Genomic DNA, 17310 nt, shown 5'->3' on the forward strand with positions numbered 1-17310 from the left:
CGGCACCGGTGAGGATGATCGCGCCAGCGGCGGCGAGGGAGACCGTGGTCTTGGTGATCTTGCGCATGGTGTTCGTTTCCTTTGCTGTGTCGCGCTCGGCGCGGCTGCTGTGTGCGCGCCGAACACACCCCGTGCGAGGAGTGGAGAACCAGCATGGTGTTGCTGGTGAGCGCCCCGGGTGGTTTCCCGGTCGTGACAGTGATTCGGCGCCCTCGGCCAGATGGTTTGGAACGAGTTTCCGCGGCCTCGACGGCGGCGTCCGCTACCGGCTCAGGGTGTCCCGCGGGTACTCGCCGAACCGGCTCGCGTACGTCTGCGAGAAGCGGCCGAGGTGCAGGAACCCCCAGCGCCGGGCGACGTCCCGGACCATCGTGGTCGTGGGGTCCGTCTGCAGGAGCTCGTCGCGGGCCCGGTCGAGCCGGACGCTCCTGACGTACTCGTTGGGCGTGACGCCGAGTTCGGAGCGGAAGGCCTCCTGCAGGGCGCGCAGGCCGACGTCGACGGCCTCGGCGACCGTCGTCGTGGTGATCGGCAGGTGAGCGTGCGCGTGCACGTACTCGACCGCCGCTCGGACGTGGGCGGACCGGACGCGCGAGGTGCCGAGGTCGGGCAGGGGCGACAACGGGTACATCTCCAGCAGTGCCGCCGACATCAGCCGGGCCATCTCCCGGTGGAGCAGGCCGCCGGAACCGTCGTCCCGCAGGGTGTGGGCGACGAGGGCGGCGGAGTTGTGCCAGGCCCGGACCGCCGCGGGCGAGGGGCCGGCGTGCATGTCGAAGCGGAGTCCGCCGCCGACGTCGCTGCCCCCTTCCGAGGCCACCCGCTCGACGAGGGCACGGTCCAGGTGCACGAGGCGCTGGTCGTAGTCGGACATCTCGAAGGAGAACGTGCGCTGCGGGAGCAACGGCACGGGACGGCCCGGTGTGAGCTCCAGGGGGCTGCTGCCGGTGTCGAACCACCCGGTGCCGCTCGTCAGCCACTGCACGACGACGTCGTCCCCCGGCGGGACCTCGCCGGCGAGACGCCCGCTGAAGTGCGACGACCGCATCGTCATCGTGTCGTCACCCCGCGCGGTGTAGCGGAAGGAGAACGAGTCGTCGAGCTGGTCCACCGTGAGGTCGATACCGCCGTACAACGTGGTGATCGCCGCCGACGCGGCGGCCGGTTCGGTGAGCCTGATCCCGATGTCGACGGGCACCGGTTCCACGGACGACATGCCTCCAGCATCCCACGGCGGGGGACCGGCACCGGCTGCGTCGGACGGAGACCGGACATGTCCGGCTTGCGCGGGTGCACGGGGCGCTGCGCGTGGTCGGTGTCCTCGTTCCGCGGATGCCCCTGCCGCGGTTCGTCCGGTCCGGCACGCCCCGTTAGCGTCGTCCCCGCCAGGACCGACACGGTCCTGCCGCACCGTGGACAGGACACCCCCATGCTCGACCGCCACACGCTCGCTGCCCTCCGCCAGCACCCGACGGAGTGGCGCCGTCGCGGCCTCACGCCGCCGGACGAACTCGCCGCCATCGTCGCAGCGCGCCTGCACGAGCCCATGACCCAGACGTACGGCAGGGAGCCCGCCTACGCCGACTTCTTCGCCGCGGCCTAGTCCACCGACCGGCATGCTGCACCAGCCGCTCCTCCTCGACCCGCCCACGCGGAGCGCCGCGCAGTGGGCGGTCGTCGTGTCCGCGGACGCGTTGTTCACCGCCGAGGGCATCGCCGTCGTCACGCTCGACCGGATCGCGGAGTCGGCCGGTCTCAGCCGTCCGGCGCTCGACACCGCGTTCGCGTCGAAGGACTCCCTGGTCGTGGCCGCACTCCAGTACCGGCACCGGGAGTGGGCCGAGGGGCTCCGCCGGTTCGTCGCCGGGTACGAGGACCCCAGGGACCGGGTGCTCGCCGTCTTCTCGTACCTCGAGCGCTGCTTCGCCGAGGGGGGCTACCACGGCTGCTCGTTCATCAACAGCTACGGCGAACTCGGCCGGAACGACCCGACGATCGCGGGCCTGGCCGAGGAGCACCTCGCTGCCCTCGAGGGCTTCGTCGCCGACCTCTGCACGGACGCGGAGCTGCCGCCGTACCTCGCGGACGCCCTGACCCTGCTCATCGAGGGTGCCCAGGTCGAAGCCGCGATCCACGGCACCACCCGGCCCGCTCGCTCCGCACGGACGGCGGCGGCGATGCTGATGTCCGTCTACGACCGGCCCGACGGCGACTGAAGCCGTCCGACCGCGACGTCCTGACGACACATGTCGATTCGGCGGTGTCGCTCGGGTGCCGGATGCGGGGCTCGTTGCGGGACACCGCACGGTCCGGTCCCGAGCGTTGTCGAGGACCGCCGGTCCTGTCAGTCTCCCCAGGAGCGGGCAACCCAGCCCGCCCCAGAGATCGGACGCCGCATGGCAGCACCACCCGTGAAGGCCAGCTCGACCTTCGTCTCCCGCCTGCGCGAGGACGTCGTCGGCGGGCTCGGCAGCGTGCTCTTCACGAGCGTGCTCGGGGCAGCGCTGATGCCGCGTGCTGCCCGCCGTGTCCTGCTCAACGCGGCCGGCGCGCAGGTGGAGTCCGGCCCCGGCACCGCGTTCTCCCTGAACGGCAGCGCCAGGAACCTGCGGATCGGGCGCGGCGTCTACTTCAACACCCGCGTCGACATCGAAGCGGTCGCGCCGGTGACGATCGGTGCCCACACGGCGATCGGCATGCAGGTGCTCATCATGACGAGCCACCACGCCATCGACCCCGACGGCGGCTGGAGCACGGTCGCAAAGGGGCGGGCGGTGACCATCGGTGAACGGGTGTGGATCGGCGGACGCGCCACGATCCTCCCGGGTGCACGCATCGACGACGACGTCGTCATCGCGGCCGGTGCCGTCGTCACCGGCCACCTGCAGTCCCACGGCGTCTACGCGGGGGTCCCCGCCCGGCGCATCCGCGAGCTGGCGCGGCCGACGCCCGCTCCGGGCCCGTCAGAGCCGGAGTCGGTCACCACCCAGAACTGAGCGACCCAGCGCTGAGCGACCCAGCGCTCAGCGACCCAGCGCTCAGCGACCCCGAGCTGAGCGGCCGCGTCTCACCACCCGAGCGTGCCGGGCTCGCCCTTGAACGGCCCGACCACGCGCGACGTGATCCAGCCGCCGTAGAAGTCCCCGGCCTGGGCCTGCACGACCTCGCCGGCGACCTCGCACGAGTCCATCGCGGACGGGTAGACCGCCACGCGGCCCTCGAGCTCGCCGAACCCCGGCTCGGGCGTCGGGTAGTGCCATGCCGCCCGCTCGACGGTCTCGCTGCCGCCGTGCACGTCGTAGTAGGCGGCGCGGCCCTTGAACTCGCACATGCTCGAGCCGCTCGTCCGGGTCAGCGCTCCCGGCGCGAAGTCCGACGCGGGCACGTAGTAGACGGGCGGGTGGCTGGTCTCCAGGACGCGCACCGCCGCCGTCGTGTCGGCGATCACCGCGCCGCCGAGGCGCACCACGATCCGGTCGGCCGTGGGCTCGACGCGCGGCGGCCGCGGGTAGTCCCACACGGACTCCTGGCCGGGGCCGGGCTGGGTCGGGGCCGGGTGTCCGGGGAAGCGAGGTGTCATGGGACCGGTCTACCCGCCGAGGCGGTGCGATGGCCGTGTCCCGACCGACCGGGGCGCCGACCGTGGCTGTCAGGACTGCGCTCGCCGGATCATACGACCGCCCGGTCAGGGCACCCCGAGCAGCGTCGGGCGTGCGGTGGTCCCGTCGCACGATCGGAGGCACCATGTACTTCCACGCACAGACCTGGATCAACGACATCGCTCCTGGCGACCCGGACCCCGCAGCCGCGAACGCGCTGCAGGAGGGCCTCGGCGGCCAGTTCGGCGAGATGCGCACGATGATGCAGTACCTCTTCCAGGCCATGAACTTCCGCGGCCCTGCCGCCAAGCCGTACCGTGACCTCATCCAGGGCGTCGGCACCGAGGAGATCAGCCACGTCGAGCTCATCGGCACGACGATCTCCCGCCTGCTCGACGGCGCCCCCGGGTACTCGGGCAAGGTCACCGACCCGGTCGACCAGCCGGGCGCCAAGGGTGCGACGCCGCTGTCGATCGCCCTCGACACCGGCAACATCCACCACTACCTCGTCGGTGCGCAGGGTGCCCTGCCGGTCGACTCGGCCGGCAACCCGTGGAGCGGCAGCTACGTCTACAACTCTGGCAACCTGCCGCTCGACCTGCTCTACAACCTCATGCTCGAGTCGACCGGACGCCTGCAGAAGTGCCGCATCTACGAGATGACGGACAACCCGACGGCCCGCGCGACGGTCGCGTACCTGATCGTCCGCGACCAGGCCCACGAGAACGCCTACGCGAAGGCGCTCGAGACCCTCGGCGTGGAGTGGAAGTCGCTCCTGCCGATCCCGAAGACGAACGCCGAGCAGTTCCCCGAGGTCAAGGAGCTCGTCGACCTCGGTCTGCAGAGCAAGCAGTACAGCTTCGACCTCGACGGGGCGTCCGAGGCCGCCAAGATCTTCCGCGGCGCCTCGCCGTCGGGTGACGGCACCGACCTCGACGCGTCGGAGCAGGCACCGAAGGGCGCGCCGTCCTTCATCGCCCCGGAGCGTCTCGAGGAGTTCGCGCCGGGTCTCGACAAGGACCTGCTCGCGCTCATCCAGCAGACCGCCGAGCTCGAGCTCGACGCGGCTGCCGACCCGCTGTACGGTCCGGTCGCCTGACCGGCTGACCGGCACCACAGACGGACGGGAGGCCCGTGGCGGACCCGCCACGGGTCTCCCGTCCGTCTGTGGTGCCGTCCAGGGCCGGTGCGGCGTCAGAGCCGCAGGGTGCGGGCCACGATCGCCTGCGCGACGTCCGACAGACGGTCGCCGGTGGCGACCGCGTGGGCCCGGATGACCCCGAAGGCGTCCTCGATGGAGACGCCCTTGACGTGGGAGACGACGCCCTTGGCCTGCTCGATGACCTCGCGGGACCCGATGGCGCGCTGCAGCTGGGCCTGCACGACCTCGTGTTCGCGCAGGGTCCGCTCGTGCAGGATGCCGATCGTCGCGACGTCCGCCATGGCGCGCGCGATCCGCAGGTCGGGGCCGGAGAGCGTGCCGGTCGACGTGCCGAACAGGTTGAGCGTCCCGATGACCGTGGCGCGCAGGCGCAGCGGCACGGCGTGTGCCGACCGGACGCCGAGCGCCAGCGCTCCGGCGCTGAACGCCGCCCACTCCGCCGGTGCGTCCGCGATGTCCGGGCACACGACGGGCTGACCGGTGGCGAAGGCCCGCATGCAGGGCCCGGCCTCGGCGTCGAGCTGCAGGACCTCCATGAGCCGGCTGGTCTCGGAGGTCGAGGCGATGACCTCGAGCTCGCCCCACGTGTTCGCGAGCAGGATGCCGGCGGCGTCGACGTCGAGCACGTCCGCGCAGGTCTCGACCAGGGTCTGCAGGAGCTCGACGACGTCGTACGAGTCGACGAGGGTGTCGGCGAGCGTCGCGAACGTGTCGACGATCCGGGCCTCCCGCGCCGCGTCGGTCACCGGACGTCCTCGATCAGGCCGCCGTGCTGCTCGAACCGCACGACACCGCTGATGATCTCCTCGGCCACCTGGCGCATCGAGGTCCTCCGGGCGAAGGCGTGGCCCTGGATGAGCAGGGTCGCGTCGTCGGGGGTGATGTCGAGCTGCGCGAGGACCACCCCGGTCGCCTGGTGCACGACCCGGCGGGAGAACGGGTTGCGGTCGAGGAGCGCGTCCTCGTCCTCGACGGCGCGGACCACGCGGCGCAGCACCCGGCGACCCATCGCGGTCGCGAGCGCCGACCCGAACTCGACCTGTTCGTCGTCGAGCTCGGTCGGCTCGGTCGCGTAGACGTCCACCGCGCCGAGGGGGAACGGTCCGAAGACGATCGGGAACGCGAACACGGCGCGCACGGCCTCACCGCGGACGGCGTCGTTGAAGGCCGGCCACTCGGTGTTCGGGTGCCGGATGATGTCGCCCTCGAGCACCGGAGCGCGCCGACGCAGCGCGGTCCAGCACGGCCCCTCGGTCAGGTCGAACTGGATCTCGTCCACGCGGGACGCCGTGTCGTCAGAGGCGGAGATGGTCTCGTTCGTCCCGATCGCGCCGAACGACGACACCGAGACCCCACCGATCGGGATGGCCTGGCGGAACGGCTCGCTGAGTTCGTCGTCGGGGACCTCGAGCGACCGGATCGCCCGGAACGCGCGCTGCACTGCGTCATCCATCTGCGCCTCCCTGATCGGTGTCCGATCGTACCCGCGGCGCCGCTGCCCGGGCGCGCGGGGTCGGGGACGGCGCGGTCGGCCCCCACGGCGGCAGCTCGGCCGCCGCGTAGGACCCGTCCGCCTCCGGCAGGCGCAGGAGCGGGTTCACCGACGTGAGCCGCACCCCGTCGGTGTCGCGCAGGGCCCGGCGGACCGCGTCGTTCACCACGAACGCCACCAGGTCCTCGGTCCCGCCGTCGGGTCGGTAGCCCTGCCAGGCCACGATGTCGTGCTCGGCCCGACGCAGGGCACTCGCCAGGGTCGCGTCGGGGTCCTCCACGTCGATCTCGACGTCGAGCACCAGGCGGAAGCGGTGCCGCTCGCTGCCCGGCTCCGCCAGCGCCGGGATCCGTGCCCCCGGCTCGTCGTCCGACTCGAAGGACCGGAGGACGGCGGACGGGGCGCTGCCGAACGCCGCGCGGTAGTCGGCAGCCATGCGACCCGCGTTGCTGAAGTGCCAGCGCCGGGCGACCTCGGCCACCGTGGGACGCTCTGCTGGGTCGGCGGACTGCAGGTCGCGACGGACGCCCTCCAGTCGCAGCGCACGGAGGTACTGCCCGGGGCTCATGCCGACCTCGCGGTGGAAGGCCTTCTGGAGCCCCCGCGCGGAGATGTTGACCGCTGCGGCGGCGTCCGGCACGGCGATCCGCTCCTGCGCGTGGTCGTGGAGCCAGTGCAGCGCGTCACGGACGGTCCGGGAGAGTCTGGGACCCGGCCCCGGAGGCCGCTCCGGGGACACGTCGTCGCGCATGTGGACAGCGTACGCGGGACCCCGAACCGCGCCTCGGTTCGGCAGACCCGGGTCCGGCCGGGTACCGTACCAGGATGAGCTCCGAAACGAACAGCACCACCGAACCCATCGACGAGGGGCCCGTGGTGACGTTCGCCGACCTGGGGCTCAGCGAGCCCGTCCTCAAGGCCGTCAAGGACATCGGGTACGAGACCCCGTCCGCGATCCAGGCCGCCACCATCCCGACCCTGCTCGCCGGGCGTGACGTCGTCGGTCTCGCGCAGACCGGCACCGGCAAGACGGCCGCGTTCGCGCTGCCCGTCCTGTCCCGCATGGACGCCGGCAGCAAGCTGCCCCAGGCGCTCGTGCTGTCGCCGACCCGTGAGCTCGCGCTCCAGGTGTGCGAGGCCTTCGAGCAGTACGCGTCCCACATGAAGGGCGTCCACGTGCTGCCCGTCTACGGCGGCCAGGCCTACGGCGTCCAGCTGTCGGCACTGCGCCGTGGCGTGGACGTCGTCGTCGGCACGCCCGGCCGCATCATGGACCACATCGCGAAGGGCACGCTCGACCTGTCCGAGCTGAAGTACCTGGTGCTCGACGAGGCCGACGAGATGCTCAAGATGGGCTTCGCCGAGGACGTCGAGACGATCCTCGCCGAGACCCCGGACACCAAGCAGGTCGCCCTGTTCTCCGCGACCATGCCCGCGCAGATCCGTCGCATCTCGAAGCAGTACCTCAACGACCCGGCCGAGATCACCGTCAAGGCCAAGACGACCACGTCGGCGAACACCTCGCAGCGCTACCTCATCGTGTCGTACGCGCAGAAGGTCGACGCGCTCACCCGCATCCTCGAGGTCGAGGACTTCGAGGGCCTGATCATCTTCGTCCGCACCAAGAGCGAGACCGAGACCCTGGCCGAGAAGCTCCGTGCCCGCGGGTACGCCGCCGCCGCCATCAGCGGTGACGTCGCCCAGGCGCAGCGCGAGCGCACCGTGAACCAGCTCAAGTCGGGCAAGCTCGACATCCTGGTGGCCACCGACGTCGCAGCCCGTGGCCTCGACGTCGACCGCATCACGCACGTGGTGAACTTCGACATCCCGGTCGACACCGAGTCCTACGTCCACCGCATCGGCCGCACGGGCCGCGCCGGCCGCAGCGGTGCCGCGATCAGCTTCGTCACCCCGCGCGAGCGCCGCCTGCTCACCGCGATCGAGAAGGCCACCCGCCAGCCGCTCACCGAGATGACGCTGCCCTCGGTCGAGGACGTCAACGTCACCCGCCTGACCCGCTTCGACGACGCGATCACCGCGGCACTCGACCAGCGTGGCCGGGTCGAGGCCTTCCGCGACATCATCGCCCACTACGTCGAGCACCACGACGTCCCCGAGGCCGACGTGGCCGCAGCGCTCGCCGTGGTCGCCCAGGGCGAGACCCCGCTGCTCCTCGACCCGGCCGAGGACGCCCTCCGCCGCCAGGTCGAGCGCGACCAGCGCAAGAGCCGCGACGAGCGCCCTGCCCGCGATGCCGATGCCGGCGGCGACCGTCGTCGTCGCTCGGTCCCGATGACGCCGTACCGCATCGAGGTCGGTCGTCGGCACCGCGTCGAGCCGCGCCAGATCGTCGGCGCCCTGGCGAACGAGGGCGGCCTGCGCCGCGACGACTTCGGCGCGATCCGCATCCAGCCGGACTTCTCCATCGTCGAGCTGCCGTCGGACATGCCCGGTGACGTGATCGAGCGCCTCCGCGACACCCGCATCAGCGGTCGGCTCATCGAGATCCAGCCCGACCGCCGCGGCGGCGGCTCGCGTCGCCCCCGCGACGACGACGACCGTCCGGCGCGCACCTCGCGCTACTGACTCGGCGCACGTCGCTGACGTGCTGCGCTCCTGACAGGAGGCTCCCCACCGGTCCGGTGGGGAGCCTCCTGTCCGTCTGTGGGCCCTGTCCGTCCGTCTGTGGGCCCTGTCCGTTGCGGAACTCCGCACGGTGGACCGCACATCGGCCGCCGGCCGTCCCACGGGCACCCCGGCGGTGCTTCCATGTCCCCGGGACGCGACGGGAAGTCGCGTGGACAGGGGAATGATCGTGTTCAAGACAGTGCTCACCGTCGCGGCAGCAGCCGCGCTCGTCGTCACCGGGGCGCTCCCGGCGACGGCCGCACCGGCAGCGAAGCCAGGTGCGCCGACCTCGGTGCGGGTCGTCGGCGCCGCCGACCAGGCAACCGTCCAGTGGGCGCTGCCGAAGAGCGGTGGCAAGGTCGTCGGCTGGACCGTCGCCGTCACCCCCGTCGACGAGCAGCCCGACAACGGTGTCGACCGGCTCGGCGCATCGGCGCGCTGGGACCGCTTCGGCGCCCTGCACGCCGGGACGACCTACACGTTCGCCGTCCGCGCCGTCGGTGCGAAGGCCGCGACGGGGCCGGCCGTGAAGGTCCGGTACACGGCGACCGGGACACCCGCGGAGACCGAGTCGCAGTCCCTCTTCGCGCTCGACGCCACCGGTGCCGTCGTGCGCTTCGGCACGGACGGGTCCACGGCGGCCACCACCGTCGCGGCGAAGGGCGCCGGCTACACGGCCGACGACCGCGGCGACGTGTTCGTGCCGTCGGCCGACCTGACCTCGATCGTGATGTACCCGGCCGGTGGCCGCGCACCCCAGACGATCGCGACGGGGCTGCACCTGACCGCCGACCTCCGTTCGGACGTCGCGGGCAACCTGTACTGGCAGGACTCGGTCTCCGGCGCCGTCAAGGAGCTGCCGGTCACCGGTGGCACCCCGGTGACGGTCCTGCCGAGCACCGGCATCACGTGGGCGGTCGGCCGCGACGGCACCGTGTCGGCGTGGACCGGTGACACCTCGAGGGCCTCCGTCACCAGCCGCACCCCGGCGGGGACGACCACCACCCGCACCCTCAGCTACGGCGCGACCGGGACCTTCGGCTACGTCCGCACCATGATCGCCGACGGGCGCGGTGGGCTCTACGTGAACTGGCTCTCGCCGGGTGCTGCCGGGGCCTACATCTGGCAGGCGCTGCCGGCCGGTGCGACCACCTGGACCGTGGCCGAGCCCAGGCTCGCGTTCGAGTACGGCGCCACCAACTCCGCCGGCTTCCGCCTGGCGCAGTCGGCCGGGTGGTGCCCGACGCCGTCCGAGTACACGCCGACCGGCTGTGGCGTGGACCGCTCGATCACCACGACCGTCGTCCGCGCCGCTGACGGCACCACGACCACCGTGCCGGTGAGCGGCGTCACCGCCGGCAAGCGCGGCGCCAACGTCGGTGCTGCGGACGAGGCCGGCGACGTGTTCCTCGACGTAGACAGTGGCGCGACGCCGGGCCTCTGGCGGCTGCCGGCCGCCGGTGGCGCTGCCCAGCAGCTCTCCGGCGCGCAGTTCAGCCGCCTGCTCGTCATCTGACCCGGGCGACACCAGCACACACAGGAGGGCCCAGCACCGCGGTGCTGGGCCCTCCTCGCGTGGTGCCGGTGACCCGTGCGGTCAGGCCACGCCGACGAGTGTCCGCCGACAGACCTCGGCCCACGGCGTCGGCTCGATGCCGAAGTGCGCGCGGGCCGCGGCGTCGTCGAGCACGTAGGGAGCCGTCCACTGGTACTGCAGCGGCACCATCTCCCGCAGCAGCGGTGACACGACGCCGAGCGCGCGGATCGCGGGCACGGACAGGCCGCGGACCCGCACCGGGGGCCTGCCCGCCGCGGCCAGCACGTCCGTCAGGGCCTGCGCCTGCGACACCGGCGGGTTCGACGGCACGTTCCAGGTCCGGCCGTGCGCCGAGGGGTCGTCCGCCGCCGCTACGAGGGTCCGCGCGACGTCGAGCACGTCCGTGAAGGTGTGCGGCAGGTCGGTCCGGCCGATCATCCAGGCGCCCTTCCCCCGGAGCGCCCCGGGCAGCACGCGGGTGACGTGGGCGTTGTCCCCGGTGCCGGTGCCCATGTAGTCCGACGCGCGCACCTCGACGGCCCGGAGTCGACCCGCGCGGTGGGCGTCGAGCGCGTCCTGCCAGAGCCGGGCCCGGAGGAGTCCCTTGGCATCGGTCGCCGCGTCCGGCAGAGCCTCGTGCATCGGGCCGTCGACCGGGCCGTACGGGTACAGGTTGCCGGTGATCGCGTACACCGCGCCGGTCCGCTCGGCCGCGGTGAGCAGGGCGGCCGCGAGCGGGGGCCACAGTGCCTCCCACTGCGTGTAGTCGCCGGGGTTGGCGCAGTTGTGCAGGACGGCCGTGCCCTCGGTGGCCCGGGTGAGCGCGTCGGCGTCCGAGGCGTCGAGGGCGACGTGCGCCGCGCCTCCGACCCCGGTGTCACGACCGGAGCGCGTGGCGACCGTGACGCGGTCGCCACGCTCGACGAGCAGGGCCGCGACGTGACGGCCGACGGGTCCGGCGCCGACGACCAGGTGGTGCTGCGACATGGGGGTCCTCTCCTCAGCGAAGCGAGAGCAGTGCTCTCGCTTCGCTGAGGATCGCATGCGGTGGAGCACTGCGCAAGAGCAGTGCTCTCGTTTGTGGGCACCGCTCTCGCGTGCGAGGGTTGACGGATGGTCGAGACGGCACGCGCACTGGCCCGACAGGCGCTCCGCTCCCGGATCCTCGACGCGGCCCGCGCGCGTCTGACCGAGGAGGGTCCCGCGCAGCTGAGCCTCCGGGCGGTGGCCCGCGACGTCGGCATGGTCTCGTCCGCGGTCTACCGGTACTTCCCGAGCCGCGACGACCTGCTCACCGCGCTGCTCGTGCAGGACTACGACGAGCTCGGGGACGCCGTCGAGCGGGCGGACGGCGGACACGAGCGCACGGACGTCGGTGGCCGGTGGATCGCCGCGTGCCGTGCCGTCCGCACCTGGTCGCTCGCGCACCCGGGGGACTTCGCGCTGCTCTACGGCAGTCCGGTGCCCGGGTACGCGGCACCGCAGGAGACGGTCGAACCGGCGACCCGGGTCACGCAGGTGCTGGTCCGGATCGCGGTCGACGCCATGGCCGACCGTCCCGTCCCGCCGTCCCCGGTGTCCCCGGCGCCCGCTGCGGTCGGCGGCGTCGTGGCGCCGGCGCTCGCGTACGTCCGGTCACGCGGGATCACGGACGACGCCCCGGCCGAGGCCGTCATGCGGACGATCATGGCGTGGACGACGCTGTTCGGCGCGGTGTCCTTCGAGCTGTTCGGCCACACCGTCGGAGTCGTCGCCGACCATGCCGAGTACTTCGACCGGCTGGTCGAACGGTTGGCAGCGGACATCGGCTTCTCCGCGATCGGGGGCGTGACAACGGCGCCTCCCCTGAGGTAGACAGGTCCGGACACCCGAGCCGAGACCCGACGGCGAGGAACCAACCACCCCGCGCGATCAGGAGCAACGGTGCAGCGGAGCATGACGTACGTCGTCGGATCGGCAGCCAGAGGGTGACCGCGCTCGACGTCAGCAGGCAGGACCGCCGTCGACTCGGTGGCAACACCGGACGCCGACGGCTGGTGACGGTGCGGGTGGTCGCGCTCCTGGCCTCGCTGGCGGGCATCAACTACGTCGGCTGGCGCTGGGCGGCGTCGGTGAACTGGCACTCGTGGTGGATCGCCGTGCCGCTGGTCCTCGCCGAGACGTACAGCGTGATCGACTCGCTGCTCTTCGCGTTCGGTGCGTGGAAGCTCCGCGAGCGGGGCGAACCACCGACCCTGCCGGCGACCGAGGTCACCGTGGACGTCTTCATCACGACCTACGACGAACCCGTCGACCTGGTGATGCGCACCGCGCTGGCAGCGAAGGCCATCCGGTACCCGCACAGCACCTGGATCCTCGACGACGGCAACCGCGCCGACATGCGTGCCGCGGCGGAGCAGGCCGGGCTCGGTGTGGTCACCCGCGGGCAGGACTGGGTCGACCGCCCCCGGCACGCGAAGGCGGGCAACCTCAACAACGCCCTGCTGTCGACGCAGGGGGAGTTCCTGCTCGTCCTCGACGCCGACCAGGTGCCGGACCTGGCGATCCTCGACCGGACGCTCGGGTACTTCAAGGACCCGCGGATCGCACTCGTGCAGACCCCGCAGTGGTTCGAGAACGTGCCGGACGCCGACCCGCTCGGCAGCCAGGCGCCGCTGTTCTACGGCCCCATCCAGCAGTCGAAGGACGGCTGGGACGCCGCGTTCTTCTGCGGGTCGAACGCGATCCTCCGGCGCGAGGCGCTGATGCAGCTCGGGATATCCCGGTACGTACAGGAGGTCGAGACCTCGGTGCGACGCACGCTGGTGACCTCGCGCCGGCTGCTCTCCCGTGCCCGGGAGGACGAGACCGACCCGCGCGTGCTCGGCGCCCTCGACGACGCCGCGACCGTGGTGGACCGCGCCCGCGACCAGATGGCCGCGGACGAGCCCCTCGGCGACGTCACGTACGACTTCCAGCGCGGCATCGACGCCATCGCGTTCCGGTTCGCCGCGGCCGACCTCGAGTCGGTGCGGAACGACCTGCAGGAACTCGCGGCGATGTCCACCGAGGCCGACACCTTCGCCGGCCTCGACGACGCGGCGCTCGACCTCCTCGGGCAGCGGAACGCCTCACCGGTCGCGGCCATCGAGGCGATCGCGGTCCTGGCCAGGGCCGTCGACGTGAACCGTGGCGACGAGGCCCAGCCGATCATGCCGCTGGCGACGATCTCCGTGACCGAGGACATGGCGACCGCGATGCGCCTGCACGGGCTCGGCTGGCGGTCGGCGTACCACGACGAGATCCTGGCGAAGGGGCTGGCGCCCGAGGACCTGCCGACGATGCTCGTCCAGCGCCTCCGGTGGGCGCAGGGCACCATGCAGGTGTTCTTCCGCGAGAACCCCCTGGTGCAGAAGGGCCTGTCGTTCGGGCAGCGGCTCATGTACTTCTCGACCATGTGGAGCTACCTGTCCGGGTTCGCGGCCGTCGTGTACATCGCCGCGCCGGTGCTCTGCCTGTCGTTCGGCGTCGTCCCGGTGCAGGCCTACAGCGTCGACTTCTTCGCGCGGCTCATCCCGTTCCTGGTGCTCAACCAGCTGCTCTTCTGGGTGGTCGCCGCGGGCAGGCCGACCTGGCGCGGGCAGCAGTACTCGCTCGCGCTGTTCCCGGTGTGGATCGAGAGCGTGACCAGTGCCTTCGAGAACGTGTTCCGCGGCAAGCCCCTCGGGTTCCGCGTGACCCCGAAGGTCCGCGACGACACCGAGTGGCAGCCCCGGTGGGACCTGGTCCGGCCGCAGTTGATCGCGATCGCGTCGCTCGTCGCCGCGCTGCTCATGATCGGCATCCGGTACCTCAGCGGGCAGGCGTCCGGGATCGCCCCCCTCGTCAACACCGCGTGGGTCGTCTTCGACCTCGTCATCTTCAGCATCGTCATCCGAGCGGTGCTGTACCGCGGACCAGCCCCCACCGGGCAGTCCAGCCACACCTCGAGCACCGCCGGAGGACCCCTGTGACCGCGTTCGACGTCCCCGCCGTCCCGACCAGCCTCGACACCGTGCAGGACCGCTTCGGCACCTGGTGGGAGAGCCTGGGCGTCGACGACGTCGCCCGCCGGTTCGCGCTCGAGACCGCGGTGGCGGAGATCGCGGCGAACATCGTCGAGCACACCGCGCGCCGCGACCAGCAGGAGGGGCGCCGGTACTCCGTGCAGCTCGAGGCCACGGACCAGGCCTTCACCGCGGTGCTCCGCGACAACGGGCTGCCCGTCGACATCGACCTCGCCGCGGTGACCATGGCGGACGTCGAGGCCGAGAGCGGCCGCGGCCTGGCGCTGGCGCTGGCCGCGCTCGACCGACTCGAGCACCGGCACGAGCACGGCCACAACGTCTGGACCCTGGTGTGCGAGCGGTGAGGGGACACCTCGTCCGCCTGATCGCCCTCCTCGTCACCGCCGGCACGCTGCTGCTCGGCGGCGTCGCGCCCGCACAGGCGGCGACCGGCCCGATCACCCCGCCCAGCGGGAAGGCCTGGTTCGGCCCGGACCTCGACTGGGGTGCCGACGCCCCCGACGGGTACGAGGGGCGCCTCGGTGCCACCCCCTCGACCTACGGCGTCGAGATCCAGTACCCGCTCGACCGCAGCGCCGAACGCCTGCTCCTCCGCTCGACCCGCGCGGCCGCGGCACAGGGCGCGACGCTCGTGGTCGGCCTCGAACCCGGGGTCGCCCTCGGGTCCCTGACCACCGCCGACGCCAACGGCACGAACGCCCTGTTCGAGCGGATCCACCGGCAGTACGGCACGCAGCTGCTCGTCCGGTTCGCCCCGCAGATGAACGGCACGTGGGTGCGGTGGGGCCAGCAGCCGACGCACTACGTGCGGGCGTTCCAGGCGCTCGCCGACGCGGTGCACACCGGTTCGTCCGACGCGGCCATGGTCTGGTCGCCGTCCTACGGTGCCGGCTACCCGTTCGGGGAGTCGGCCGGACGGCTCCGCGACCTGTCCGCCACCGACGTCCGACGCCTCGACACGAACGGCGACGGCGCGCTCACCGCCGCCGACGACCCGTACGGGCCGTACTGGCCGGGCGACGCCTCCGTCGACTGGGTCGGGCTGTCGATGTTCTCCTTCGGCAAGGGCGCGGCGACCCAGGCCGCCGGGCGCGACGTGCCGCTACGGACGAACGAGGTGCCCGCCGCCGACGAGGTCGAGGCCCGCTTCGACGAGCGCTGGGGCTACGACCAGCAGCAGCCGCAGACGTTCTCCGAGCGCTTCGCCGTCGGCCACGACCGCCCGATGCTGCTCGACACCGGCGCCCTGTACGACCACTCCCTGCGCGGTGCCGACGAGCTCGCGGTGAAGCAGGGCTGGTGGAACCAGGTGTTCACGGCGGTGCAGGACCGTCCGTACGTGCGGGGCGTGACCTTCGTCGAGACCAACCGGCGCGAGCCCGAGGCCGGCAACCGCCTGGCCGACTGGCGCGACACCGCCGACCGTGGCGTGGCGGCGTCCTTCCGCCGGGACCTCCTCGCCACCGACCGGTTCGTGACCGGCCCGGTCACAGCCGAGGTGACGCACCAGGACGGCGCCGCCGCGACGAACCAGCAGCTCGACACCGGCGGCGACCAGATGGCGTGGATCGTCTGGCTCGCGGTCGGTCTGGCCCTGGCGTTCCTGCTGAGCGGTGTCGTCGGCCGGCTCGTGCCGAGCTGGCGGTACCCGGACGACGGCAAGCCAGGACGCGACCTGCGCCTCGACCTGTTCCGCGGGTTCATCATCCTCGCGGTGGTCATCACCCACATCGAGATCGGCGGCCCGTACTCGTACCTGACGCTGCACGCGGTCGGGGCGATCACGGGCGCGGAGATGTTCGTGTTCCTGTCCGGCATGGTCCTCGGCATGACGTACCCGCTCGCGATCAAGCGGTCGGGCGAGTGGGCGGCGGCCGTCGGTGCGTGGAAGCGCGCGCGGAAGCAGTACCTCGTCACGCTCGTGGTGATCGCGGTGGTCTTCGCGCTGAGCTTCGTGCCGTTCCTGGACACGGACGCGATCACCACGTTCACCGACCGGGGGACCGGCACCGGTGGCGTCGGAGCCGAGGGACGCGTCTACGACCTCTACCCGAACGCCATGCAGCTCCTCGCGTACCCGCCGCCCTGGTACGCGATCCGGCAGTTCCTGCTGCTCGAGATGGGCCCGTGGCCGTTCAACATTATGGGGCTCTTCGTGGTGCTGAGCCTGTTCATCCCGCCCCTGCTCTGGGTGATCCGCCGGGGCTTCTGGTGGGCCGTGCTCGCCGGCAGCTGGGCGCTGTACGTGTTCCAGGCGTTCAATCCGGGCTTCCAGCCGCTGCACTCGCAGTTCGAGGCGGTGTTCCCGCTCCTCACCTGGCAGGTCGTCTTCACGCACGGACTGGTGCTCGGCTACTACCGACGCCAGATCGTCGGCGCGCTGACCGGCCGCCTCGGCAAGGTGCTCATCGGCGTCGGGGTCGTCGGCTACGCGGGCTTCCTGGTCTACGTCTGGGCCGCGGCGCAGTTCGGGTTCACGCCCGTGCCGTTACCGGCGTCGATGTACGACCAGCTCTACAACACGGCGTACCAGCGCGTGGACCTGCAGTGGGGACGCCTGGTCGACATCGCCTTCTTCGCGATCGTGTCCTACGCGCTGCTCACCGTGTTCTGGAAGCCGATCAACGCATGCCTCGGCTGGCTGTGGATCCCGATCGGGCAGGCCAGCCTCTACGTGTTCGTCTGGCAGGTGTTCTTCGCGCTGGCGATCGCGTCGATCCCCGGCGTCGACTGGAGCAACGGCTGGATCGGGTTCGCCGTCCACTCGGCCCTGATCCTGCTGGTCTGGGTGATGATCCGCCGCAAGTTCCTGTTCAGCGTCATCCCCCGCTGACGCGGGTCCTTCC

The 17310-nt window shown here is 72.1% G+C and carries 16 protein-coding genes; 10 read left to right on the top strand and 6 right to left on the bottom strand.

Annotated elements, in window-relative coordinates; all coding sequences use genetic code 11:
• Positions 1–262: 262 nt before the first annotated feature.
• Positions 263–1216: a helix-turn-helix transcriptional regulator gene (locus ITJ54_RS14235; RefSeq protein ID WP_194629391.1), complete on the bottom strand. Its 954-nt coding sequence runs from the start codon at positions 1214–1216 to the stop codon at positions 263–265.
• Positions 1217–1429: 213 nt separating this feature from the next.
• Between ITJ54_RS14235 and ITJ54_RS14240 the strand changes: the two genes are divergently transcribed.
• The 3 genes from ITJ54_RS14240 to ITJ54_RS14250 all read left to right on the top strand — a co-directional run bounded on the left by ITJ54_RS14240 (position 1430) and on the right by ITJ54_RS14250 (position 2996).
• Entirely contained in the window at positions 1430–1603 is a 174-nt protein-coding gene (locus ITJ54_RS14240; RefSeq protein ID WP_194629393.1) for a hypothetical protein, read from the top strand.
• Positions 1604–1616: 13 nt separating this feature from the next.
• A complete protein-coding gene (locus ITJ54_RS14245; protein ID WP_194629395.1) occupies positions 1617–2216 on the top strand; it encodes a TetR/AcrR family transcriptional regulator in 600 nt (199 codons plus the stop codon).
• Positions 2217–2396: 180 nt separating this feature from the next.
• The gene (locus ITJ54_RS14250; RefSeq protein WP_194629397.1) at positions 2397–2996 is read left to right on the top strand and encodes an acyltransferase; all 600 of its coding nucleotides are present in this window, start codon (positions 2397–2399) and stop codon (positions 2994–2996) included.
• Between the two features lie 71 nt (positions 2997–3067).
• Here the strand turns inward: ITJ54_RS14250 and ITJ54_RS14255 are convergent, their stop codons facing one another.
• Positions 3068–3580 carry a DUF427 domain-containing protein gene (locus tag ITJ54_RS14255; RefSeq protein ID WP_194629399.1) on the bottom strand — a complete coding sequence of 171 codons (513 nt, stop codon included), beginning with the start codon at positions 3578–3580 and terminating at the stop codon, positions 3068–3070.
• A gap of 164 nt (positions 3581–3744) precedes the next feature.
• Between ITJ54_RS14255 and ITJ54_RS14260 the strand changes: the two genes are divergently transcribed.
• A complete protein-coding gene (locus ITJ54_RS14260; protein ID WP_194629401.1) occupies positions 3745–4698 on the top strand; it encodes a manganese catalase family protein in 954 nt (317 codons plus the stop codon).
• Between the two features lie 95 nt (positions 4699–4793).
• On the opposite strand, the gene ITJ54_RS18360 is transcribed toward ITJ54_RS14260, so the two are convergent.
• From ITJ54_RS18360 to ITJ54_RS14275, 3 genes are read right to left on the bottom strand one after another with little or no spacing between them, the layout of a single operon-like run.
• The gene (locus ITJ54_RS18360) at positions 4794–5507 is read right to left on the bottom strand and encodes a GAF and ANTAR domain-containing protein (protein WP_194629403.1); all 714 of its coding nucleotides are present in this window, start codon (positions 5505–5507) and stop codon (positions 4794–4796) included.
• The gene (locus ITJ54_RS14270; protein ID WP_194629405.1) at positions 5504–6214 is read right to left on the bottom strand and encodes a GAF and ANTAR domain-containing protein; all 711 of its coding nucleotides are present in this window, start codon (positions 6212–6214) and stop codon (positions 5504–5506) included. Before ITJ54_RS14270 ends, ITJ54_RS18360 begins: the two co-directional genes overlap by 4 nt.
• Positions 6207–7004, bottom strand: a complete 798-nt coding sequence (locus ITJ54_RS14275) for a helix-turn-helix domain-containing protein (protein WP_194629407.1) — start codon at positions 7002–7004, stop codon at positions 6207–6209. The genes ITJ54_RS14270 and ITJ54_RS14275 overlap by 8 nt, the downstream gene beginning before the upstream one ends.
• A gap of 74 nt (positions 7005–7078) precedes the next feature.
• On the opposite strand from ITJ54_RS14275, the gene ITJ54_RS14280 reads away from it, so the two are divergent.
• Together ITJ54_RS14280 and ITJ54_RS14285 are read left to right on the top strand one after the other, a co-directional pair.
• Positions 7079–8839, top strand: a complete 1761-nt coding sequence (locus tag ITJ54_RS14280; protein ID WP_194629409.1) for a DEAD/DEAH box helicase — start codon at positions 7079–7081, stop codon at positions 8837–8839.
• 229 nt (positions 8840–9068) lie between these two features.
• A complete protein-coding gene (locus ITJ54_RS14285) occupies positions 9069–10397 on the top strand; it encodes a fibronectin type III domain-containing protein (RefSeq protein WP_194629411.1) in 1329 nt (442 codons plus the stop codon).
• 81 nt (positions 10398–10478) lie between these two features.
• Here the strand turns inward: ITJ54_RS14285 and ITJ54_RS14290 are convergent, their stop codons facing one another.
• The gene (locus ITJ54_RS14290) at positions 10479–11405 is read right to left on the bottom strand and encodes an NAD-dependent epimerase/dehydratase family protein (RefSeq protein ID WP_194629413.1); all 927 of its coding nucleotides are present in this window, start codon (positions 11403–11405) and stop codon (positions 10479–10481) included.
• A gap of 126 nt (positions 11406–11531) precedes the next feature.
• On the opposite strand from ITJ54_RS14290, the gene ITJ54_RS14295 reads away from it, so the two are divergent.
• The 4 genes from ITJ54_RS14295 (at position 11532) to opgC (ending at position 17297) form a co-directional block, all read left to right on the top strand.
• Complete coding sequence (locus ITJ54_RS14295) at positions 11532–12272, top strand: TetR/AcrR family transcriptional regulator (RefSeq protein ID WP_194629415.1); 741 nt, start codon at positions 11532–11534, stop codon at positions 12270–12272.
• 113 nt (positions 12273–12385) lie between these two features.
• A complete protein-coding gene (locus tag ITJ54_RS14300; protein WP_194629417.1) occupies positions 12386–14410 on the top strand; it encodes a glycosyltransferase family 2 protein in 2025 nt (674 codons plus the stop codon).
• Positions 14407–14808 (top strand): ATP-binding protein, encoded by a 402-nt coding sequence (locus ITJ54_RS14305; RefSeq protein WP_194629419.1) that lies wholly within the window; start codon positions 14407–14409, stop codon positions 14806–14808. Before ITJ54_RS14300 ends, ITJ54_RS14305 begins: the two co-directional genes overlap by 4 nt.
• Positions 14805–17297, top strand: coding sequence for an OpgC domain-containing protein (opgC, locus tag ITJ54_RS18365; RefSeq protein ID WP_194629420.1), 2493 nt, complete (start codon positions 14805–14807; stop codon positions 17295–17297). The genes ITJ54_RS14305 and opgC overlap by 4 nt, the downstream gene beginning before the upstream one ends.
• Positions 17298–17310 lie beyond the last annotated feature (13 nt).

The sequence above is a fragment of the Curtobacterium sp. VKM Ac-2865 genome (genome assembly GCF_015350905.1).
Lineage (GTDB): Bacteria > Actinomycetota > Actinomycetes > Actinomycetales > Microbacteriaceae > Curtobacterium.

Bases quoted from the DNA above. Each gene is read 5' to 3' on its own strand.
- ITJ54_RS14255 (WP_194629399.1), bottom strand. From the start codon at position 3,580: ATGACACCTCGCTTCCCCGGACACCCGGCCCCGACCCAGCCCGGCCCC.
- ITJ54_RS14245 (WP_194629395.1), top strand. From the start codon at position 1,617: ATGCTGCACCAGCCGCTCCTCCTCGACCCGCCCACGCGGAGCGCCGCG.
- ITJ54_RS14235 (WP_194629391.1), bottom strand. From the start codon at position 1,216: ATGTCGTCCGTGGAACCGGTGCCCGTCGACATCGGGATCAGGCTCACC.
- ITJ54_RS14290 (WP_194629413.1), bottom strand. From the start codon at position 11,405: ATGTCGCAGCACCACCTGGTCGTCGGCGCCGGACCCGTCGGCCGTCAC.
- ITJ54_RS14240 (WP_194629393.1), top strand. From the start codon at position 1,430: ATGCTCGACCGCCACACGCTCGCTGCCCTCCGCCAGCACCCGACGGAG.
- ITJ54_RS14275 (WP_194629407.1), bottom strand. From the start codon at position 7,004: ATGCGCGACGACGTGTCCCCGGAGCGGCCTCCGGGGCCGGGTCCCAGA.
- ITJ54_RS14270 (WP_194629405.1), bottom strand. From the start codon at position 6,214: ATGGATGACGCAGTGCAGCGCGCGTTCCGGGCGATCCGGTCGCTCGAG.
- ITJ54_RS14260 (WP_194629401.1), top strand. From the start codon at position 3,745: ATGTACTTCCACGCACAGACCTGGATCAACGACATCGCTCCTGGCGAC.
- ITJ54_RS14250 (WP_194629397.1), top strand. From the start codon at position 2,397: ATGGCAGCACCACCCGTGAAGGCCAGCTCGACCTTCGTCTCCCGCCTG.
- ITJ54_RS14280 (WP_194629409.1), top strand. From the start codon at position 7,079: ATGAGCTCCGAAACGAACAGCACCACCGAACCCATCGACGAGGGGCCC.
- ITJ54_RS14295 (WP_194629415.1), top strand. From the start codon at position 11,532: ATGGTCGAGACGGCACGCGCACTGGCCCGACAGGCGCTCCGCTCCCGG.